We start from the raw sequence: 18,535 nt of genomic DNA on the forward strand, positions 1-18,535 counted from the left end.
CTACAACGGCAATCCGGTGAACCAGGTCTTGAACTTCTGCTGGGTCATGCCGAATCCGGATTCCGGTTGGCTGTCGGTGAGCGTCACCTTGGCGAAGAACAGGTAGTTCGACCGCGCCGGATCGGCTTCGAAGCTCACCACCAGGAACCCGTCGGGGAAGCCGCCGTCGGCCTTCTGCCACCGATAGGTGGTGTAGGACTTGCCGCCGTTGCGCTCGGTCGCCTTGGTATTGGACGGCAGGTCGCGCACCGCGGCCTTGGCGTCCTCGGGCGTCTTGAAGGCGACCACGATGAAGTCCGGCTCGGCGATCGGCACGCCCCAGCAGTTCCAGCCCGTCTCCCACTTCGGGAAGGCGGGCACGTCGTCGTCGCTGGAGATCTTCTCGCCTGCCTTGGCGGTGTCCAGGAAGCAGGTCTTGTCGTGATAGCCCTTGCCGGTGCCGATTCCGTATTGGGTGTCGACGCCCTGCGGGAGGATCTTCGGGAAGGCCTTGGCGACGAGCGACGGATCGGCGGACGTGTCCGCCGTGGGTGGCTTACCGACGTCCAGCGGGTCCGCCGAGTCCGAATCCAGCAGTTTCGTCAGCACCACCCCGGCGACCACCAGCACGACCACGACGATCAGGGCGATCACCGCGAGCAGGCCGGTGTTCGAGCGCCGGGCCTGCGGGACGGGGTAGCCCTGGGCGGCACCCGCTGGGCCGTAACTCATCGGTGGGAAGGCTTGTCCGCCTCCGGAATTGGGCGAATAGCCACCACCGGCCTGGCCCACCGGTGGAAACGACTGGTCAGCGCCGGAACTGGGCGCGTAGCCGCCGCCGGCCTGATTCACCGGCGGGAAAGTCTGTCCGGCAGCGGAATTAGGCGGCGAATAGCCGACGCCGGCCTGGCTGACCGGTGCGGACGACTGTCCACCAACAGCCTGCTGCGGCGGCGCCGAATAGCCGGTTCCGGCGGACGGGAACTGTTGCCCGGCAACAGCGCCCGACGTGTACTGCGGCGCGGCGTAGGTCGGGGCCGGGCCCGCGTACGACGGCGGTGCCGCCTGGTACGAACCCTGACTCGGCGGCTGCGCGAGCACCGTCGGAGCAGGCGGCGCGGTGTACTGCACGGCGGTGGGCATCTGCGGCAGCTGCCCGGCGAGTGCTTGCTTTGCGGCAGTGGCGAAGTCGAGACACGACGCGAACCGCTGGTCGGGACGTTTCGCCATCGCCACGGCGATGACCGCGTCCAGCGCGGGCGGCAGACCGGCCCGCAGCGCGGACGCGGACGGCGGCGGTAACTGCAGGTGCCCGCGGATGATGTCGGCCGGGGCGGGCGCGTCGAACGGCGCGACCCCGGTGAGCAACCAGTACAGCGCGCACGCCAGCGAGTACTGGTCGGAGCGGTGGTCCAGGTGCGCGCCGGTCATCTGCTCCGGCGAGGCGTAGGCCAGGGTCGCGGTGAACATACCGGTCTGCGTCAGATGCGTGGAATCCTCACGCAGCCGGGCGATGCCGAAGTCGGTGAGGAACACCCGCTCGCGATGCCCGCCGCTGGACCGGGCCAGCATGATGTTGGCGGGCTTCACATCGCGGTGCAGCACACCCATGCCGTGCGCGTAATCCAGGGCCCCGGCGACGCCTTCGATGATCTGCACGGCCCGCTCCGGCGGCAGCTTCTGCGGCGTCACCGTCGCCGCGTCGATGCCGTCGACGTACTGCATGGAGATCCACAGCTGGTCGTCCTCGGTGCCGCGGTCGTACACCGCGACGATGTTCGGATGATCGAGCTGGGCGGCCAGATCGGCTTCCCGCTCGAACCGCGCCCGCACCTCGGTATCGGTGAACAGCTCACGGTTGAGCAGTTTCAGCGCGGTCTGCCGCGGCAGCCTGGGATGGCGGGCCAGATACACCGAGCCCATGCCGCCCTGCCCGAGCAGCTTCTCGATGGTGAATCCGGCGAAAACCTCACCGCTGGTCAGCAACACGTTCCCTTCAGGTCGACCGCGGCCCCCGGATGTCACGTCCGAGCGCGTCACACAGAGCTTGGAGCATAACCGGTAACCCCGTGGCCACGCCGTTTCGAATTCTTACGGGAAATCGGTGAAACTATGGTGGAGACATCATGGTCACGTCAACGATCTATGACGCGTTCATAATGGCCTAACGCCCGGTTACCGATCGGGTCGACCGGATGAGCTAAATTTTGCACCGCCGACTGACAGCGATGACACGCATAGCGGGTGGTGGGGAGGACGCGTGGTGAAGTCGACGGGAACCGGATCTGTGCTGCGCGGATTACTGCGCGGCACCGCCCTGGTCACCTTGCTCGCCTTGACCTCGTGCGCGCTGCTCCCCGGCGACCGCAACCACAACGACCGGCCCGCTGTCGTCGTCGACACCGCCGGATCCTTCCGGCCCGGCCTCTCGGTGTCCATCCCCGACTCGCTGGCCGCCGACTTCACCCAGTTGCAACCGAGCCTCGGCGGCCAGGTCGGCCTGGCGATCATGCCGGTCGGCGGCGGCCGGATGACCATCTTCGGCGACTGGACCAGCGGCATCGCCTGGTCCACCATCAAGGTCCCGCTGGCCATCGCGGCGCTGCGGCACGACTCGGACCGGAGCATCCTCGAGGAGGCCGAGGCGGCCATCACCGTCTCCGACAACGATGCGGCCGAGCAACTCTGGCAGTCGCTCGGCGACGGCCTGGAGGCCGCCCAGGCGGTGCAGGACGTGATCGACGAGGGCGGCGACTCCACCACCGGCGTGGCCGGGCCGCGAACCAGGTTGGACTACACGGCATTCGGGCAGACCGAGTGGACGCTGGCGAACCAGGTGCGGTTCGCCTCGCGGCTGCCGTGCCTGCCGCAGACGTCCGAGGTGACCGCGCTGATGTCGGAGATCACGCCCGAACAGTCTTGGGGGCTGGGCACTTTGCCGGGCGCCGCGTTCAAGGGCGGCTGGGGTCCCGACGACGACACCGGCATCTACACGGTCCGGCAATTCGGGGTGGTGCCGACGGAGTCCGGGCTGGTCGCCGTAGCCCTTGCGGCACAGGCCGATTCGGGGACCTACGACGACGCCACCGCCATGCTGAGCCGGCTGGCCGTGCTGCTCGGACGGCACCTGAACGAGCTGCGCGGCGGCAGCTGCACGCCCTGACCGTCAGCCGGGCGTGACCAGGCCGGATTCGTAGGCCAGCACCACGGCCTGCGCCCGGTCGCGCAGGTTCAGCTTCGAAAAAACCTTGGAGACATGCGTTTTCACGGTCTGCTCGGCGACGAACAACGACTCCGCGATCTCGGTGTTGGACATGCCCTTCGCGATCAGCTCCAGCACCTCACGCTCACGGGGCGTCAGCGAGCTCAGCGCGGGCGCCGGTTTCGCGCGGGCGGCCGAGCGGCGTCGGGTGACGTCGGCGATGAGCCGCCGGGTGACCGTCGGCGCCAGCAGGGCCTGGCCGTCGGCGACCACCCGGACCGCGCGCACCAGCTCTTCGGCGGGCGCGTCCTTGAGCAGGAAGCCGCTGGCGCCGATGCTCAGCGCCTCGTAGACGTAGTCGTCGATGTCGAAGGTGGTGAGCATCAGCACCCGCACCGGCGGCTCGAACCCGGCCGCCAGGATGAGCCGCGCCGCGTCCAGTCCGTTCATCTCCGGCATGCGCACGTCCATCAGGACCACGTCGGGGCGCAGCCGCTTGGCCTCGGCCACCGCGATCTTCCCGTCCTGCGCGTCCCCCACCACACTGATGTCGGGCTGGGCCGCGAGCAGCGCACCGAAGCCCTGCCGCACCATTGCCTGGTCATCAGCGATCAACACCGTTATTGCCACCGCCCTACCCTAAGGGGACGTAGTGCTCGACAGCGAGACGGTTCAGTTGGCGGCTTGCTCGACCAGGACCGGGTCCAGTGTGGTCGTCGGGTTGAGCGGAATCCGGGCGTGCACCTCGAAGCCGCCGTCGGGGCGTGGCCCCGCGGTCAGATCGCCGCCGACGGCGAGTGCCCTGGCCTGCATGCCCGCGATACCGTGGCCGCCGTTGCCGACCGGGCGCGCGACAGTGGCGGTGGGGCCGTTGCCGACGATGAGCTCCACGAGCGGGCCGACGCGCAGGTGCACCTGGACCGGCGCCTCCGGTGCGTGCCGTGACGCGTTCGACAGCGACTCCTGGGTGATCCGGTACAGGGCCAGGCCCGCGCCGTCGGGCACGGTCTCGAGCTCGCCGTCGATCGTCCAGGCGATCCGCACACCGGCGCGCAGCGCGCCCTCGAACAGGCTCGGCACATCGGTGGCCTTCGGCTGCGGGGTGTGCTCGGGTGCCTGGCCGTCGCTGCGCAGCACGCCGAGCATGCCGCGGATCTCGTTGAGCGCCTCGCGGGCGGTGGCGCCGATGGACTCGAATTCCGCTCGGGCGGCCGGGGTTACACCCTCGACCCGGTACGGCGCGGTCTGCGCCTGCACCACCACCAGCGACATGTGGTGAGCGACCACGTCGTGCAGGTCGCGGGCGATGCGAGCCTTCTCTTCGAGGATTGCCCGGCGGGCCCGCTCGACCTCGTTCTCCTCTTCCTGGCGCACCAACTGCTTGCGTGACTGCACCAGCCACCGCACCAGCAGGCCGAACAGCACCACCGCGCCGAGCGCGATCGGCCAGCCCCACACCGAACTCGCGACACCGCCCTCGTTCGACATCGTGGTGCCGAGCAGCAGCGACGTCGCGACCCAGGCGACGCCGATGATCGGGACCGTCGTCCGCACCGCCACCGCGAGCAGCAGCACGAACAGCGACAGGATGTGCACGACCTGCATCGGCATGTCGTTGTTCGGCTGATGCGGGATCGCCAGGGCGATGAGCATGCCGGAGCCCGCCGAGATCGCCCAGCCCAGCGCCGGATTTATCCGGACGAGCAGCACCGGGAACGCGGCGAGCGCGGCCATGAACGGCTGCACCGCCGGCGGCACCGCATGGGTGAGGTGCAGGGTCGGCCAGGCCACCGTGAAGAAGATGAGGGCGACGACCACGGTGGAGAAGTCGAACCACATCTGGGCGCTCATTTGCCGGACCCGGGCACGGCTCTGCTGCTTCATAGTTACGACCCTAGAAAGTCCAGCGTGCTACCACGTCATACCCCCGGGTGATTTCGCACCCCGTACCCAGGTAGGAGGGTATGACCGGGCTCCCCCGGGGGCACGGCCCCGGAAACCGGTCCCCGGCGTGAGGCCCGCGAGCGGGTCGCATTCCTAGCGTCTAGATCATGAGCACACCGACCACCGCAGGACCCGCAACGGCGCGGTCCGCACAGGCCGCAGGCGCCCCCCGTTCTTCCTCCGCCGCAACCGGTTCCGCGACGCGACGGGCGGCGGCCCTGACCGCCGCGGCACTGACCACCATGGCCGCCGCCGTGTTCCTGGCGCCCGCACCGCAGGCCGCGGCGGCGAGCGTGTCCGCACCGGTCGAGAATGCGGTGGCGGGCGCTGCGGTGGCGGACCTGACCTCGGGCGGTCCCGGTTCCCTCGCCGCCATGCCGGACGACTTCGCCGCACAGTTCGGGTATCGGCCGAGTACCGTCGACGGATTGCTGGCGAACCCGCAGGGTGACTGTTCGTCGCCGGTGACGTTGCCGGTGGAGTTCGAGACGGCGTGCAAGGCGCATGACCTGGGGTACGACCTGCTGCGCTACGCCGAGCAGCGCGGTGAACCGCTCGGGCCGTGGGCGCGGCAGGCGTTGGACGGCACGCTCGATCGGCATATGCACGAGTCGTGTGAGAGCCGGGTGGATCCGTTCTCGCGGACCAGGTGCAATGCCATGGCGGCTATTGCGAGCACGTTCGTGGATCTGAATTCGCGTCGGCAGGGTTATGGGGCGCCTGTAGTGGAGTCGACCTTTGGTGCTGCCGACGCCGATTCGGCGACGAGCTGGCAGTTGCTCGGGTTGCTCGGTGCCGGGGTGGCCGGGCTGGGTGCGGTGCTGACGGTGCGGCGGGCGACGCAGAGCGCCGGTGTTCCTTGGTCGATGAAAGCTACTGCGGTACAGGGAGTTCAGTGATGACCAGCACACTGTCGAGAGCTGTCGACACCGAAGTCGTGGATGATGCGCTTGCCGATGGGGCGGTGCTGGGATTCGATGATCTGCGGGCACGGAGGGAGCGCGGTGCTGTCCGCCGAAAGTTTGGCACCGCGCTATCGACTGCGGCACAACGGTTCTCCGTGCCGTGTGCCGGGACTACGGTGGCGATCGGCGTGGGTACGCTGATTTCCCTCGCTCCGGGACTGCTGCCGCGGACGCCTGGAGCCCAGGCGATACTGACCGGATTGCTCGTGGTGCTTTCGCTGGGTATTGCAGGGGTCGTTCGGTTCGTGGTGCGGCGCTCGGGTTTTGATGTCGATCGTTGGCCGGCACGGGCCCGACTGCCGTTGCTGATCGGGACGGCCTCGCTGGTTCTCGGCGCAGTGGTTCTGGCCGGGGATTGGCAGAACTCGTTGCGGGCGGCCATGAGCACGGCGCCGATCGGGGCAGGTTATTGGCTGCGGTGGCTGATCGAGTCGGTGCTGATCGTCGGCGTGCTGCTGGGGATCACCCGTTCGATCTGGTGGGGACTACGCAAACTCGGTTGGGCGCGTGGGGTTTCGCTGGCCGTGGTCGTGACGGGGTTCTTGTATCTCGTCGCGGCACCCGCGGCGGTGGGTTGGCGGCAGGCCGCCTACGCCGGTGCCAATGCCGCGCTGGATCCGGCTCTCGTGCAACCGGACTCGATCGCCAGGTCCGGTAGTGCGGCGTCGGCGGTGAGCTGGTCGTCGCTCGGGGCCGAGGGGCGCAAGTTCGTCAGCGGTGCGCCTGCCGGGCCGCCCCGGGTGTACGTCGGGGTGGAGTCGGCGCCGGATCTCAATTCCCGTGTCGCGCTGGCCGTTCGGGAGTTGGAACGTTCCGGCGGCTTCGAGCGGTCGAACCTGGTGGTGATGGTGCCGACCGGTTCGGGCTGGATCGACAGCAACGCGGTGCGCGGCTTCGACCAGCGCTTCGGTGGCGACGTCGCCCTCGTCGGCTTGCAGTACTCGTACGCACCCAGCTGGGTGACCTTCGTCTTCGGTCGCGACGACGCCGTCGATGCCGCGCGGGCACTGTTCACCGCTGTGGAGGACCGGATTCGCACGCTCGAGCACAAGCCCGCGCTCTACCTGTACGGGCAGAGCCTCGGTGCGATCGGTGGCAGCTCGGTCTTCGCCGACGACGCCGACCAGGATCGTCGCACCTGCGCCACGCTCTGGGCCGGGCCGCCCGCCGGGCAGGTGCATCGGGCCGGCGCGACCGTGCTGGCCAACACCTCCGACCCGGTGCTCCACTGGTCGCCCGCCCTGCTGTGGCGCGCACCTGACCTGACCGGCGCCCGCCTGGATGCGCCACTACCCCAGTGGCTTCCGGTGGTCAGCTTCGTGCAGGCGACCGCCGACCTGCTCGCCGCACTGAACGCGCCCGCCGGACACGGTCACCGTTACGGCACCGATCAGGGCACTGCGATGGGCAGCTGCTGACATAGAACGTGTTCTAATTGTGCACATGGCCTTTGTCATCGACGCCACCGTGGACATCGACGCGCCCGCCGAACTCGTCTGGCAGGTGATCACCGACTTCCCCCGCTACGGCGAATGGAACCCCTTCGTCAGCGAATGCCGCAGCTCGCTGGTGCCCGGCGAGCCGATCGACATGGTCGTCCACCTAGGACCGCGACCACGTCGGCAGCGCGAATGGATCCGCTCGCACACACCGGGACACGAGCTGAGCTATTCGATGAAGCCGGTGCCGCTGGGCACGCTCAGCAGTTTCCGCTCGCACACGATCACGCCGATCGACGGGGAGCACACTCGGTACGAGTCCCACTTCGAGCTGAACGGCTGGTTGCGACCGGTGGTGGTGGCGTTGCTGGGGAAGCACCTCCAGCGAGGTTTCGCCGGAATGACCGCAGGGATCAAAGAGCGCGCGGAGTCTCTGCGCGCCAGCTGAACCCACCCAGCACGGCCGCATTGGGCCGCCCTGATCCCCCGTGCTGCGCCGAGAATGCGCGCCCGCAGAAAGTGCACACCCTTTGTGTAAGCCGCACACCCAGTACACCCGGTGTGCGGCTTACACAAAGGGTGTTCGGTCTGGGTAGCCCGCGGAACTCGCCGGACCGGACGCTCAGCTCGCCAGTTGGTGGAGTGACCAGGTCGCCAGGTCACCGCGCCGCCGGACCACCACGCCACCGAGTCGCCAGGCCACCGCGCCACCGCGCCACCGCGTCGCCGGGCCACCACGTCGCCGGACCACCGGAACACCGGACCACCGCGTCGCCGGGTCGCGGGATGGTCAGGCCGCCGGACGGCGGAGTAGCGAGACGTCACCCGCGGCTGGATGGTCCCACCGGAATCCTGATGCAACCAGGCAATTCGGACAAAGCCAGGCCGCAGAACAGGCTCAGCGTTACGGGCGCTAGGTCCAGTCAGGCGCGGAGGTGGGCTAGGGCGGCGTCGAGGGCGGCGTCGGCGTAGGACTCGGTGAGGCCGCCGAGACCTAGGGACCAGCGGCTCTGGATTGGGCCGAGCAGGAGGTCGGTAGCCAGGTCGAGGTCTAGGTCTGGGCGGAGATCGCCGGATTGGATGCCTGCGGCTAGGCGGTCGGCGACGGCGGCGCGTTGGGGCAGCAGTAGGCGTTCGCGGTAGGCGGTGCCGATTTCCGGGTCCTGCTGGATCTCGATGTACATCGCGCGGAGGAAGGATTCGAAGCCGGGGTCGGTGAGGGCGGCTATCGAGCCGCGCAGCAGGGCGCGTAGGTCGGCGGCGATGTCGCCGGTGTCCGGGAGGGCCAGACCGTCCGGGCCCGCGTCGAGTTCGAGCATGGCGTCGAAGACGACCGCGCCCTTGGACGGCCACCAACGGTAGATGGTCTGCTTGCCGACGCCCGCGCGGGCGGCGATCGCCTCGACGGTGAGCTTCGCGTAGGGCACTTCGCGGATGAGCTCGGTGGCGGCTGCGATGATCGCGGCCCGAGCGCGTTCGCTGCGGCGGGTGGCGCTGGGGGTGTCCGGCATGCGGCCAGGCTAACACGAACGAGACGATACGTCTCGTATTGACATGGCTGGATCGGCGGTGCATTCTCTTCAAACGAGACGGAGCGTCTCGCGACGAAAGGATCTCCCCCATGACCAGAACATGGCTCATCACCGGCGCCAACCGCGGACTCGGCCGGGCCTTCACGCTGGCCGCGCTCGCCCAGGGTGACCGCGTCGTCGCGACCGCTCGCGACCCGCGTTCCATGGCCGATCTCGCTCAGGATCGACTGACCGTACTGCCGTTGGACGTTCGCGGTCGCGATGACGTAATCGCCACCGTGGACAAGGCTTTCGCGCTGATGGGCACCATCGATGTGATCGTGAACAACGCGGGTTACGGCCTGGTCGGCGCGATCGAGGAACTGAGCGAGTCGCAGATCCGCGATCAGATGGACACCAATTTCTACGGCGCCCTGTGGGTTTCGCAAGCAGCCGTGCCGCACCTGCGCGCGCAGGGCTCCGGCCACATCGTGCAGATCTCCACGGTCGGCGCGGTCGGCAGCCTTCCGCTTTTCGGCATGTACAACGCGAGCAAGTGGGCACTGGAAGGATTCAGCGCGTCGCTCGCCGACGAGCTGCGGCCCCTCGGCATCGCCGTAACCCTTGCCCAGATGGGCGGTTTCGACACCGACTGGGCGAAGACGAGCATGAAGTTCGGCACGGCGCTACCCGCCTACGAACAGGTGCGCACCGCGATCCTCGGCATGCCGGACTACCCGGACCCGAGCGCGCCGCCGCCGGCCACCGACTATGACTCCGAATGGCAGGAGGCCGCACCGGAAGTCGGCGCGGCGGGGCTCATCGCGCTGGTGAACATGCCCAACCCGCCGGTCCGCAAAATCATCGGGCCCGGGGCGCAGCAGATGGTCTCGATGGCGTTGGATCAGCGCCGCCAGGACTATCTGACGGATCCCGAATTCACCTGGCCGGTCTAACTATTGAGCGCCCGGACTTCGCGCGCCAAGACTTCGCACACCGGGCAGCCAGTTGTCCGGTGTGCGAAATCCGAGGCGTGTGAAAGCAGGTCAGGCGATAGCGCCGCGAGCAGCTTCGTACGCGGCGCCGACGCGGTACAACCGGTCATCGGCCAGCGCAGGAGCCATGATTTGCAGGCCGACCGGCATGCCGTCGTCCTTGCTCAGCCCGGACGGCACCGACATGGCGGGGTGGCCGGCCATGTTGGTGGGCAGGGTGCACAGGTCGGACAGGTACATGGCCAGCGGGTCGTCGACCTTCTCACCCAGTTTCCACGGGGTGAACGGGCTCGTCGGGGAGACCAGCACGTCGACCTGTTCGTAGGCCTTCTCGAAGTCGCGCGCGATCAGCGTGCGGACTTTGAGCGCCTGACCGTAGTAGGCATCGTAGTAACCCGCGGACAGCGCGTAGGTGCCGATCATGATGCGGCGCTTGACTTCCGGGCCGAACCCGGCGGCACGGGTGGCCGCCATGACCTGCTCGGCACTGTGATGCCCGTCGTCGTCGACGCGCATGCCGTAGCGCATCGCGTCGAACCGGGCGAGGTTCGAGGACACCTCCGACGGCATCACCAGGTAGTAGGCCGACAGCGCGTAATCGAAGTTCGGGCACGACACCTCGATCACCTCAGCGCCGAGTTCCTTCAGCACCGCCACGGCGGCGTCGAAGGATTCGAGCACGCCCGGCTGGTAGCTGTCGGAGTGAAGTTCCTTCACCACACCGACTTTCAGGCCACTCAGGTCACCTTTGGCACCCTCGCGAGCGGCGGCGACCACCGCGGGCACCGGCACATTGCGTGACGTGGAATCGCGCGGATCGTGTCCCGCGATCACCTCGTGCAGCAGAGCTGTGTCCAGCACGGTGCGGCCGCAGGGACCGCCCTGATCCAGCGAGGATGCACACGCGACCAGCCCGTACCGGGACACCGTGCCGTACGTCGGCTTCGTACCGACCGTGGCGGTGACCGCGGCGGGCTGCCGGATCGACCCACCGGTGTCGGTGCCGATCGCCAACGGCGCTTGACGAGACGCCAGCGCGGCCGCCGAACCGCCACCCGAACCACCCGGAATCCGGGTGACATCCCACGGGTTGCGGGTCGGGCCGTAGGCGGAGTTCTCGGTGGACGAGCCCATCGCGAACTCGTCCATGTTGGTCTTGCCGAGGATCGGGATGCCCGCCGCGCGCAACCGGGTGGTCAGCGTCGCATCGTAGGGCGATACCCAGCCCTCGAGGATCTTCGAACCACAGGTGGTCGGCATGTCGGTGGTGGTGAAAACATCCTTGAGCGCCAACGGAACTCCGGCCAGCGGCGAGGCGGGCGCGGTGCCGGCGCTGATCGCGGAATCCACGGCCGCCGCGGCTTCGAGCGCCTGCTCCCCCGCCACGTGCAGGAACGCGTGGTACTCGCCGTCGACCTCGGAGATCCGATCCAGGTGCGCCTGGGTGACCTCCACCGAGGACACCTCGCCGCTGTGGATCTTGTCGGCCAATTCGGCAGCCGACAACGTAGTCAGGTCGCGCCCACCCGTCTCCCGGCCGCCGCCCCTCACCGAATCGCTACGCGATGCTGAACTCATTCGGCCTCTCCCAAGATCTGCGGAACCACGAACTTCTGCTCCTCCGCCGCGGGCGCGCCGGACAGCGCCTCCTGCGGGGTCAGGCAGGGCACGACCACGTCGGGACGGGTCACGTTGGTCGTCGGGTTCGGCGACGCGGTGGCCGGGACATCGGCGGCGGCGACCTCGGTAATGGTCCGCACGTGGCTCAGGATCGAATCCAGCTGACCGGCGAACTGATCCAGTTCGGCTTCGGACAGCGCGAGCCGGGACAGCCGGGCGAGGTGTGCTACCTCGTCACGGGAGATGGCGGGCACCGCGGGACCCCTTTCGGCTTCGGTTTCAACAGTTCACATCGCCGCACACGTCGGGCGGCGCAACCTGTACAGCTTAGAGGGCGGTGTCGGACCGAGTCCGGCCGCAGTCCGCGCACGGTGGTGTCGAGGTGCGGAAGAGTCCGTTCAGTGGACCACCGATGGCGGACAACGGCGGACATTCGCGCACCCGCCGGCAACGCGACCGCACACCGGACAACCCGTGTCGGAGTCCGGCGGTAGGCTGGTCGCGTCGCCCACGGCGCTGGAATCGGACGATCCGATTCGTCGACACGGTTTCCCAACTAGCTCGACACGCCGTATTGTCACGAAATCGCCGCGTGGCGTACATCACTGGCCGCACTTCCAGTCGATTACTGGGGCGCGGGAGTGTAAGGATTGCGTGACCCGGGTATCCGTTCAGAGCCTCGGCCGCTTTAGGAAAGGAACGCACGTGTCGTATCTGCTCCGCGTGCAACTTCCGGATCGACCGGGAAGCCTCGGCGCTCTCGCGCTCGCACTCGGCTCCGTCGGCGCCGACATTCTCTCGCTGGATGTGGTGGAACGCGGCGCCGGTTTCGCCGTCGACGACCTCGTCGTCGAGGTACCGCAGGGCGCGCTACCCGACACCCTCATCACCGCCGCCGAATCGATCGGCGATGTGCGGGTCGACTCCATCCGCCCCTACTCCGGTGTGCTCGACACCCACCGCGAACTCGAACTCATCGACCAGGTGGCCAGCGCCAAGGACGACCGGCTGCAGGTGCTCGTCGACGGCGTGCCCCGGGTGCTGCGCGTCGGCTGGAGCACCATCATCGACATGGGTCCGCAAGGCGCCTACCGCGTGGTCGGCAGCCCGAGTGCGCCAGAGACACAAGCAGGTTCGGCACCATGGATGCCGCTCGAGAAGCCCGCCATCCTCGACCCCGAATCCGAATGGGTCCCCGAGATCTGGCGCGACATGGACACCAAACTCGCCGCCGCGCCCCTCGGCAACACCGGCAAGGTTCTGCTCCTCGGCCGCCCCGGCGGACCCGACTTCCGCCCCTCGGAAGTGGCACGCCTCGGGTACCTCGCCGGCATCGTCGCCACCGTTCTGGGGTAGCTCCCGCGAGTGGCACATGGCTGCGCCGAAACGCGGGAACCACTCACCATGGTGTGCCACTCACTGATCCGGTTCAGCCCATAGGCAAACAGCGTGCGCGAGCAGCACATCGCTGCGGCGAAACACGATAAGTCGGCACCAGGCATGCCTCACTAATCCGGTTCAGCCCGTAGGCAACCCCCGTGCGCGAGCAGCACACGGCTGTGGCAGAGCGGAAGCGCTCACCATGAAGTACCGCTCGCCGACCAATCCAACCCGTAGGCGCGTACCGTCCGTGAGTGGCACATGGCTGCGGCAAATCGCGGGAAGCGCTCACCGTGGTGTGCCACTCACCAATCCGGTTCAGGCCGTACGCGAGTGACGACGACGTCACGTCCCGCTCGACACCACAGCGCACGCACCTCGGGACATGAAGGCGCAGAAGTACGAGTAGCGACGACGTCATGTCCCGTTCGGCGCTACAGCACATGCACCTGGGGACATGAAGGCGCGGAGGTGCGAGTGACGACGACGCCATGTCTGCCATGTCCCGCTCGGCGCTACAACACACGCACCTGGGGACATGAAGGCGCGGAGGTGCGAGTGACGAGGACGCCATGTCCCGCTCGACACCACAGCGCATGCACCTCGGGACATGAAGGCGCAGAAGTACGAGTGACGACGACGCCATGTCCCGCTCGACACCACAGCGCACGGATCTGGGGACATGAGGGCGCGGACGTGTGAGTAGCGACGATGGGGTGTCCCGTTCGGCATCAGGGCTGCAGGTCTAGGCGGAGGACGTTGAGGAGTTCGCCTGCTTCGGTGTGCCAGTCGCGGTCGGGGGTGGGGACGAAGCCGAAGCGGTCGTAGATGCGGCGGGCGTCGGACATGGCGGCCATGGTGGTGAGGGCGACGGCGTGGAAGCCTTCGGTCCTGGCCATGTCGATCACGGTGCGTACCAAGGCGGTTCCGGCGCCCAGACCGCGGGCCGACTTCGACACCGCGAGCATCCGGAATTCGAGTTCGCCGGGGCGGGCGATCTCCGCGTACGGCGTGCCGGGGCGGGCGACGGTCAGCGATCCGACGATACGGTCGGCGTGAATCGCAACCAGAATCTGTGCCGAGGCGCCGCGATGCGCGGTGTCCGCCAGGTCCGCCGCGTACGGGCTCCCTTCTTGCACAAAGCCTTCGCCGACGTAGACGTCCACGGTCAGCGCGCCGACCGCCGCGTACTCGTCCGGCTCGGCCGTCCGAATGACCAATCCCGTGTCCTTCGCATCCATACCCGGCATCGTGCCATTCGCCATAGAACGGTCTACGTCACACATGCCGTGGGCGCGTGTGCGGCGCAGAAAATCGGCAGTCGAGACTTAGCCGGGCATGGGTGCGCAGTACCAGAAGCGACAGTCCTGCACCCTGCCCACGCACAGGGGCAGGCCTAAACACCCGCAAAAGCTTCCGGACCTGCCAAGACCCCACAGCGCAGCGTCAGGAACCGAGACCGGGGCGAGCGCCGGGGTGCGCGATCTGCCAGCGTTCGGGCTTTCCCGACGGGTAGACGACGGTGATCAGGTCACCGATGGACGGCCATGCGTTCACATCCCAGGCGAACCTGCCGTAGACGACGGTGCCGGGTTCGGTCGGGCCGGTGAGGTTGCCGGTGATGGTCACGTACTGCTCGCCGATTGCGCCGTCGGGTGGCGGGCTCACTCCGGTGACGTAGAGGGTGCCGGTTTCGCCCTGGGCGGGGCGGAGCTTGCCGCGCCCGCGCAGATAGATCATGGCGAGGCCGACGGCGGCGACGATCATGATCAGCAGCATTGCGAACTCCAGCATGGCCCCATGCTATTGCGCCGGGCGGACAAACCCGGAACACCCGCCTACACCGTGGCGAGCTCGCTGGTGCCGTGTTCGGTTCGGCGAACCTGCCAGACCGCGCTGCGGGTGCGCGACGACCGGCCGTTGCCGCGATCGATCAGGGCGCGGTTGTTGGTGGTGTAGATCAGTTGGGCGCCACGGGAATTGGTTTCCGGGTTCTGGAACAGCTGGATGAGCCGGTCGGTCTCCTCGGCGGGCAGGTGTGCGCCGATGTCGTCGACAGCCAGGACACGGCCGGCGTCGAGGGCGTCGAGCATGGTCGGCAGGACGCGCAGCAGCGACTGTGTCGCGGTGGATTCGTCGGTGATGTCGAACGGATTGGCAATGCCGTCGTGGACCAGTCCGAGCCCGACGCCGCGCCGGGCTACCATCCGCGCGTACAGGGCGTCCCTGGCGGCTTTCAGGTTGGTCAGTTCGCGTTCCAGCAGCATCGGGGTGAAGCCGTTCTCCTGTAACAGCCGATCGGCGAAATCGGGCGAGGTGGCGCACAGTTCGATCTGCTTGCCGAGCGCGGCGATGTCGGCGTCCAGGTCGCGCAGGTAGTCGGCGTACATCGGATCGTTCTCGGCGAGAAGCAGATCGGTGATGCCGAGCCCCGCGGTGCGCAGCAGCAGGAGCAACCGCCCGGCGTTCTCCGGCGACCGCGAGAGGTGACTGCCGAGCCGGTGCGCGATGGCGGCCGGATCGGCCGGGCCGAGCTGCACTTCCAGCATCGACTCGAACCAGCGGTAGGCGGGCACCAGTGCGTCGGCGTACATCTGCCCGGCGAGGCTGAGCAGCAACCCATTCGGGCGCACCAGCGGCACCAGCGCGGCGATCCCGTAGCGCGCTGCCTCGAACATCGGACCGATTTTGATCTGTTCGCCGTTGCGCTCGAACACGATTCGCTTGCGCGAGCGCGGCTGGGTGTACAACCACTCGGCGGTGACGTCGGCGTTGTCGAGCCGGAAGCCGTAGGTGTAGGGCACGCCCTCGGCCACGAAGCCGACGACGAATTCCGAAGGGCGGTCCGGGAATCCGAGGTGCGGCGCGCGGACCGGTCCGGCGTAGGGATCCCAGCCGGTCACCGAATGCAGCACCGCGTCGCGCATCTGCGCGAGCGCGTCGATCAGGTTCGTTTTTCCCGCCGCGGCGGCACCGTGGATCGCGGTCACCGGCACGGCCACAGGCCCACTCCCCTTGGTCAGCCGTAGTTCCTGCCCCTCGGCCAGCGATCTGTGATTCGTCACCTGAAAACTGCGCAGCATCCCGCCATCCTTTCGTCCCTTCCACCCCGCCGCGACGGCAGGGCTTATCCGCGCGACGAACAGGTCGGAAACAATTCATAGCGAATACACATAGCGCGAGCGTCGGCCGGTGCTGCCCGCCGATCGCCCGACAAAGACGCTGGTTACGGGTTAGCATGCTGGGCGCCACGACTTGTTCGTGTGCCGTTATTGCTGGAAACGTTCGAAACTGATGGGTAACGATAGGTATGACGGTTCGTCGTATTGCAGTCCGAAGCTCCGTCGCCGCCGCCATCGCCTTGGGGTCGATCGTGGTCATCGCGCCACAGGCCGCCGCCGAGACGTGCGCCGACGGCTCCGCTCGCATTTTCTTCTCCAACAGCGAGCCCTCGTGTCAGACAGGCACCGCGAGTTACAGCGAGCAGACGATCGCGAAGGTGTGCTCGATGGCGGGCGCCGACGTGGTCGCCGAGGCCACCTACCTGAACACCAGGAAGAAGACCGTCACCCAGCGGCTCGAATTGAGCAACGGGCGCTGCGGGCGATTCGAGATCGCCGGCCAGCAGAGCGCCACGGTGTCCGTCACCCCGAACTGACTCAGGCGCAGCTCAACCGCGCAGCAGCAAGGCACTGTCGCCGAATTCGTGCCAGAGATATCCGGTGCCCAACGCTGCCGCGTATGCCGCGTGCACGGTGCTCTCCCCCGCCACCGCGACCAGCAGATCCAGGTGCGAGGCGCCGGGTGCGTGCCAGCCGGTGATCAGGCCGTCGACCACGCGGGCCGGGCGATCTTCGCCGAGCACCAGTTCGGTCCAGCCGTGTGCCGGATGAACGCGGCCCGACGGGTCGGCAGCGGTTTCCAGGGCTCGGGTGACCGTGGTGCCGACCGCGATGACGCGCCCGCCGGCGGCTTTGGTGTCGTTCACAATGCGGGCGGTCGAATCCGGAACGGCGAAACGTTCTGGGCTCGGGGGTTCACCCGCTTCCGGTGAGGACACCCCGGTATGCAAGGTGATCGGTGCGATTCCGATGCCTGCCGCAATCAGGTCCAGCACCAGATGTTCGGTGAAGGGCCTTGCCGCGCTGGGCATTTCCGCGCTTCCAGGGATGCGGCCGAAGACTGTCGAATAGTAGGAAACGGACCAGCGTTGCGGCACATAGGAATAGGTGATCGGGTAGCCGTAAACGTCTAGTAGACGGCGGGGATCGGTGGTGACATCGGCGGTCCACAGGCGGCGGGCACCGGCCAGCCATGGTTCGCGCAGCGTCGCTAGTGCTCCCTCCGGCAGCTGAATGCGCATGCCCGCCGAAAGCTCCTCTGCGGGAACAGGAGTGCGTGTGGTGGTGCGGAGCTCGACCACCCAACCACCATCATCCAGCCAGGTCGCGAAATGCACAGCGATCGGCCCGCTGTCGATCCGCCCGTCGATGGCCGCCGCGAGGGTCGCCGAATTGTTCACCACCACAAGATCGCCTTGCGTCAGATGCTGAGGCAGCTCGCGAAAACGCGCGTGGGTCAGGCCATCTCCCGCCACGAGCAGCCGGACCTCGTCCCTGGCCAGCCCGCGCGCCTCCGGTGGGGCGACTGCGTTGCGTTCGGGTGGCAGGACAAAGGAAGGTGACGCCAGCGTGACCGTCATGACGCGTGTCCGACCACGAAATCGGCTGCGGCATATCGTCCGTTCTCGGGTTTCTCCGCCAGCAGCCGCAGCAGTGCGGGCACTACCGTGCTGGGTTCGGGCCGGTCGGAGATGTCATCACCGGGGAACGCCGCCTGATGCATCTCGGTGCGCATATCGCCAGGATCGAATGCGTAGACGGACAGCTCCGGATGCTCGGCACCCAGAATCGCGGTCAGCTGATCGAGCGCGGCCTTGGACGAACCGTAGCCGCCCCATTCGGGATACGGCTGGACAGCGGCATCGGAGCTGACGTTGACCACGCTGGCACCCAGCGTCAGCAGCGGCAACGCGCATTGCAGAATCGCGAGTGGGGCGAGAACGTTGGTCCGATACACCAGTTCGAGTTCATCGAGCGGATAGTCGGCGAGCTTGCTGAGCGGGCTCGGCCCGAGCCTGCTCGCGTTGTTCACGACCAACGCGAGTTCCCCCGCGCTGCTTGCGGTTTCGGCCAGCAGCGACCGATGCACCGGATCGGTCACGTCTCCGGGGACCGCAACGAATGGGTCGCCGAGCTCCTCGGATACCCGCGCCAACCGATCGGCCCGCCGGGCGGTGCCGATCACGCGCCACCCGCGTTCGACGAGTGCGCGAGTGAGCGCCAGCCCGAATCCGGCGGACGCGCCGGTGACCAGTGCGGTGGGACGAGCCATGAGAACCTCCTGGTAGTTGCCTACCGCTCAATCCTCATACCTGAAGAGAGGTTCAGGTCAAGCACTCGATACCGGCAGTGCACGCCGATCAGCGAAAAGCTTTGGC

18 protein-coding genes are annotated in these 18,535 nt (G+C 67.8%); 7 read left to right on the forward strand and 11 right to left on the reverse strand.

From position 1 onward, the window contains the following. Entirely contained in the window at nucleotides 1–1,968 is a 1,968-nt protein-coding gene (locus tag DBO33_RS32935; RefSeq protein ID WP_234391166.1) for a serine/threonine-protein kinase, read from the reverse strand. 274 nt (nucleotides 1,969–2,242) lie between these two features. On the opposite strand from DBO33_RS32935, the gene DBO33_RS32940 reads away from it, so the two are divergent. Further along, on the forward strand, nucleotides 2,243–3,142 hold the full coding sequence (locus tag DBO33_RS32940; RefSeq protein ID WP_234391167.1) for a serine hydrolase: 900 nt from the start codon (nucleotides 2,243–2,245) through the stop codon (nucleotides 3,140–3,142). Nucleotides 3,143–3,145: 3 nt separating this feature from the next. On the opposite strand, the gene DBO33_RS32945 is transcribed toward DBO33_RS32940, so the two are convergent. Then, nucleotides 3,146–3,811 carry a response regulator gene (locus DBO33_RS32945; protein ID WP_107658522.1) on the reverse strand — a complete coding sequence of 222 codons (666 nt, stop codon included), beginning with the start codon at nucleotides 3,809–3,811 and terminating at the stop codon, nucleotides 3,146–3,148. Between the two features lie 42 nt (nucleotides 3,812–3,853). Next, entirely contained in the window at nucleotides 3,854–5,065 is a 1,212-nt protein-coding gene (locus tag DBO33_RS32950; protein WP_234391168.1) for a sensor histidine kinase, read from the reverse strand. A gap of 167 nt (nucleotides 5,066–5,232) precedes the next feature. Between DBO33_RS32950 and DBO33_RS32955 the strand changes: the two genes are divergently transcribed. The 3 genes from DBO33_RS32955 to DBO33_RS32965 all read left to right on the forward strand — a co-directional run bounded on the left by DBO33_RS32955 (nucleotide 5,233) and on the right by DBO33_RS32965 (nucleotide 7,977). Next, nucleotides 5,233–6,024: a hypothetical protein gene (locus tag DBO33_RS32955; protein WP_199856827.1), complete on the forward strand. Its 792-nt coding sequence runs from the start codon at nucleotides 5,233–5,235 to the stop codon at nucleotides 6,022–6,024. Nucleotides 6,025–6,218: 194 nt separating this feature from the next. After that, nucleotides 6,219–7,508 carry an alpha/beta-hydrolase family protein gene (locus DBO33_RS32960; RefSeq protein ID WP_234391169.1) on the forward strand — a complete coding sequence of 430 codons (1,290 nt, stop codon included), beginning with the start codon at nucleotides 6,219–6,221 and terminating at the stop codon, nucleotides 7,506–7,508. A gap of 25 nt (nucleotides 7,509–7,533) precedes the next feature. Next, entirely contained in the window at nucleotides 7,534–7,977 is a 444-nt protein-coding gene (locus DBO33_RS32965) for an SRPBCC domain-containing protein (protein ID WP_107658524.1), read from the forward strand. 475 nt (nucleotides 7,978–8,452) lie between these two features. On the opposite strand, the gene DBO33_RS32970 is transcribed toward DBO33_RS32965, so the two are convergent. Then, nucleotides 8,453–9,040 (reverse strand): TetR/AcrR family transcriptional regulator, encoded by a 588-nt coding sequence (locus DBO33_RS32970; RefSeq protein WP_107658525.1) that lies wholly within the window; start codon nucleotides 9,038–9,040, stop codon nucleotides 8,453–8,455. 110 nt (nucleotides 9,041–9,150) lie between these two features. Between DBO33_RS32970 and DBO33_RS32975 the strand changes: the two genes are divergently transcribed. After that, the gene (locus DBO33_RS32975) at nucleotides 9,151–9,996 is read left to right on the forward strand and encodes an SDR family NAD(P)-dependent oxidoreductase (RefSeq protein WP_107658526.1); all 846 of its coding nucleotides are present in this window, start codon (nucleotides 9,151–9,153) and stop codon (nucleotides 9,994–9,996) included. A 90-nt stretch (nucleotides 9,997–10,086) separates the two neighbouring features. Here the strand turns inward: DBO33_RS32975 and gatA are convergent, their stop codons facing one another. Both gatA and gatC read right to left on the reverse strand, forming a co-directional pair. Beyond that, nucleotides 10,087–11,613, reverse strand: a complete 1,527-nt coding sequence (gene gatA, locus DBO33_RS32980; RefSeq protein ID WP_107658527.1) for an Asp-tRNA(Asn)/Glu-tRNA(Gln) amidotransferase subunit GatA — start codon at nucleotides 11,611–11,613, stop codon at nucleotides 10,087–10,089. Continuing rightward, nucleotides 11,610–11,909: an Asp-tRNA(Asn)/Glu-tRNA(Gln) amidotransferase subunit GatC gene (gene gatC / locus DBO33_RS32985; RefSeq protein WP_107658528.1), complete on the reverse strand. Its 300-nt coding sequence runs from the start codon at nucleotides 11,907–11,909 to the stop codon at nucleotides 11,610–11,612. Before gatC ends, gatA begins: the two co-directional genes overlap by 4 nt. A 451-nt stretch (nucleotides 11,910–12,360) precedes the next feature. On the opposite strand from gatC, the gene DBO33_RS32990 reads away from it, so the two are divergent. Continuing rightward, nucleotides 12,361–13,011: an ACT domain-containing protein gene (locus tag DBO33_RS32990; protein WP_014987212.1), complete on the forward strand. Its 651-nt coding sequence runs from the start codon at nucleotides 12,361–12,363 to the stop codon at nucleotides 13,009–13,011. Between the two features lie 755 nt (nucleotides 13,012–13,766). Here DBO33_RS32990 and DBO33_RS32995 read toward each other — a convergent pair. From DBO33_RS32995 to DBO33_RS33005, 3 genes are all read right to left on the reverse strand, one after another. Then, the gene (locus DBO33_RS32995) at nucleotides 13,767–14,285 is read right to left on the reverse strand and encodes a GNAT family N-acetyltransferase (RefSeq protein ID WP_107660801.1); all 519 of its coding nucleotides are present in this window, start codon (nucleotides 14,283–14,285) and stop codon (nucleotides 13,767–13,769) included. A gap of 196 nt (nucleotides 14,286–14,481) precedes the next feature. Then, nucleotides 14,482–14,829 (reverse strand): hypothetical protein, encoded by a 348-nt coding sequence (locus tag DBO33_RS33000; RefSeq protein WP_107658529.1) that lies wholly within the window; start codon nucleotides 14,827–14,829, stop codon nucleotides 14,482–14,484. Nucleotides 14,830–14,873: 44 nt separating this feature from the next. Beyond that, nucleotides 14,874–16,118 (reverse strand): AAA family ATPase, encoded by a 1,245-nt coding sequence (locus tag DBO33_RS33005; protein WP_107658530.1) that lies wholly within the window; start codon nucleotides 16,116–16,118, stop codon nucleotides 14,874–14,876. Nucleotides 16,119–16,345: 227 nt separating this feature from the next. Between DBO33_RS33005 and DBO33_RS33010 the strand changes: the two genes are divergently transcribed. Further along, nucleotides 16,346–16,693, forward strand: a complete 348-nt coding sequence (locus tag DBO33_RS33010) for a hypothetical protein (protein ID WP_107658531.1) — start codon at nucleotides 16,346–16,348, stop codon at nucleotides 16,691–16,693. 12 nt (nucleotides 16,694–16,705) lie between these two features. Here the strand turns inward: DBO33_RS33010 and DBO33_RS33015 are convergent, their stop codons facing one another. Both DBO33_RS33015 and DBO33_RS33020 read right to left on the reverse strand, forming a co-directional pair. Further along, nucleotides 16,706–17,737 carry an S-adenosylmethionine:tRNA ribosyltransferase-isomerase gene (locus DBO33_RS33015; RefSeq protein WP_107658532.1) on the reverse strand — a complete coding sequence of 344 codons (1,032 nt, stop codon included), beginning with the start codon at nucleotides 17,735–17,737 and terminating at the stop codon, nucleotides 16,706–16,708. Further along, on the reverse strand, nucleotides 17,734–18,429 hold the full coding sequence (locus DBO33_RS33020) for an SDR family NAD(P)-dependent oxidoreductase (RefSeq protein WP_107658533.1): 696 nt from the start codon (nucleotides 18,427–18,429) through the stop codon (nucleotides 17,734–17,736). The genes DBO33_RS33015 and DBO33_RS33020 overlap by 4 nt, the downstream gene beginning before the upstream one ends. Nucleotides 18,430–18,535: the final 106 nt, after the last annotated feature.

The sequence above is a fragment of the Nocardia suismassiliense genome (assembly GCF_900269665.1).
GTDB classification, from domain to species: domain Bacteria; phylum Actinomycetota; class Actinomycetes; order Mycobacteriales; family Mycobacteriaceae; genus Nocardia; species Nocardia suismassiliense.

Coding starts and splice junctions, on each gene's coding strand:
- DBO33_RS33010 (WP_107658531.1), top strand. CDS start 16,346: ATGACGGTTCGTCGTATTGCAGTCCGAAGCTCCGTCGCCGCCGCCATC.
- DBO33_RS32995 (WP_107660801.1), bottom strand. CDS start 14,285: ATGCCGGGTATGGATGCGAAGGACACGGGATTGGTCATTCGGACGGCC.
- DBO33_RS32965 (WP_107658524.1), top strand. CDS start 7,534: ATGGCCTTTGTCATCGACGCCACCGTGGACATCGACGCGCCCGCCGAA.
- DBO33_RS32975 (WP_107658526.1), top strand. CDS start 9,151: ATGACCAGAACATGGCTCATCACCGGCGCCAACCGCGGACTCGGCCGG.
- DBO33_RS33020 (WP_107658533.1), bottom strand. CDS start 18,429: ATGGCTCGTCCCACCGCACTGGTCACCGGCGCGTCCGCCGGATTCGGG.
- gatA (WP_107658527.1), bottom strand. CDS start 11,613: ATGAGTTCAGCATCGCGTAGCGATTCGGTGAGGGGCGGCGGCCGGGAG.
- DBO33_RS32950 (WP_234391168.1), bottom strand. CDS start 5,065: ATGAAGCAGCAGAGCCGTGCCCGGGTCCGGCAAATGAGCGCCCAGATG.
- DBO33_RS32955 (WP_199856827.1), top strand. CDS start 5,233: ATGAGCACACCGACCACCGCAGGACCCGCAACGGCGCGGTCCGCACAG.
- DBO33_RS32970 (WP_107658525.1), bottom strand. CDS start 9,040: ATGCCGGACACCCCCAGCGCCACCCGCCGCAGCGAACGCGCTCGGGCC.
- DBO33_RS33000 (WP_107658529.1), bottom strand. CDS start 14,829: ATGCTGGAGTTCGCAATGCTGCTGATCATGATCGTCGCCGCCGTCGGC.
- DBO33_RS33005 (WP_107658530.1), bottom strand. CDS start 16,118: ATGCTGCGCAGTTTTCAGGTGACGAATCACAGATCGCTGGCCGAGGGG.
- DBO33_RS33015 (WP_107658532.1), bottom strand. CDS start 17,737: ATGACGGTCACGCTGGCGTCACCTTCCTTTGTCCTGCCACCCGAACGC.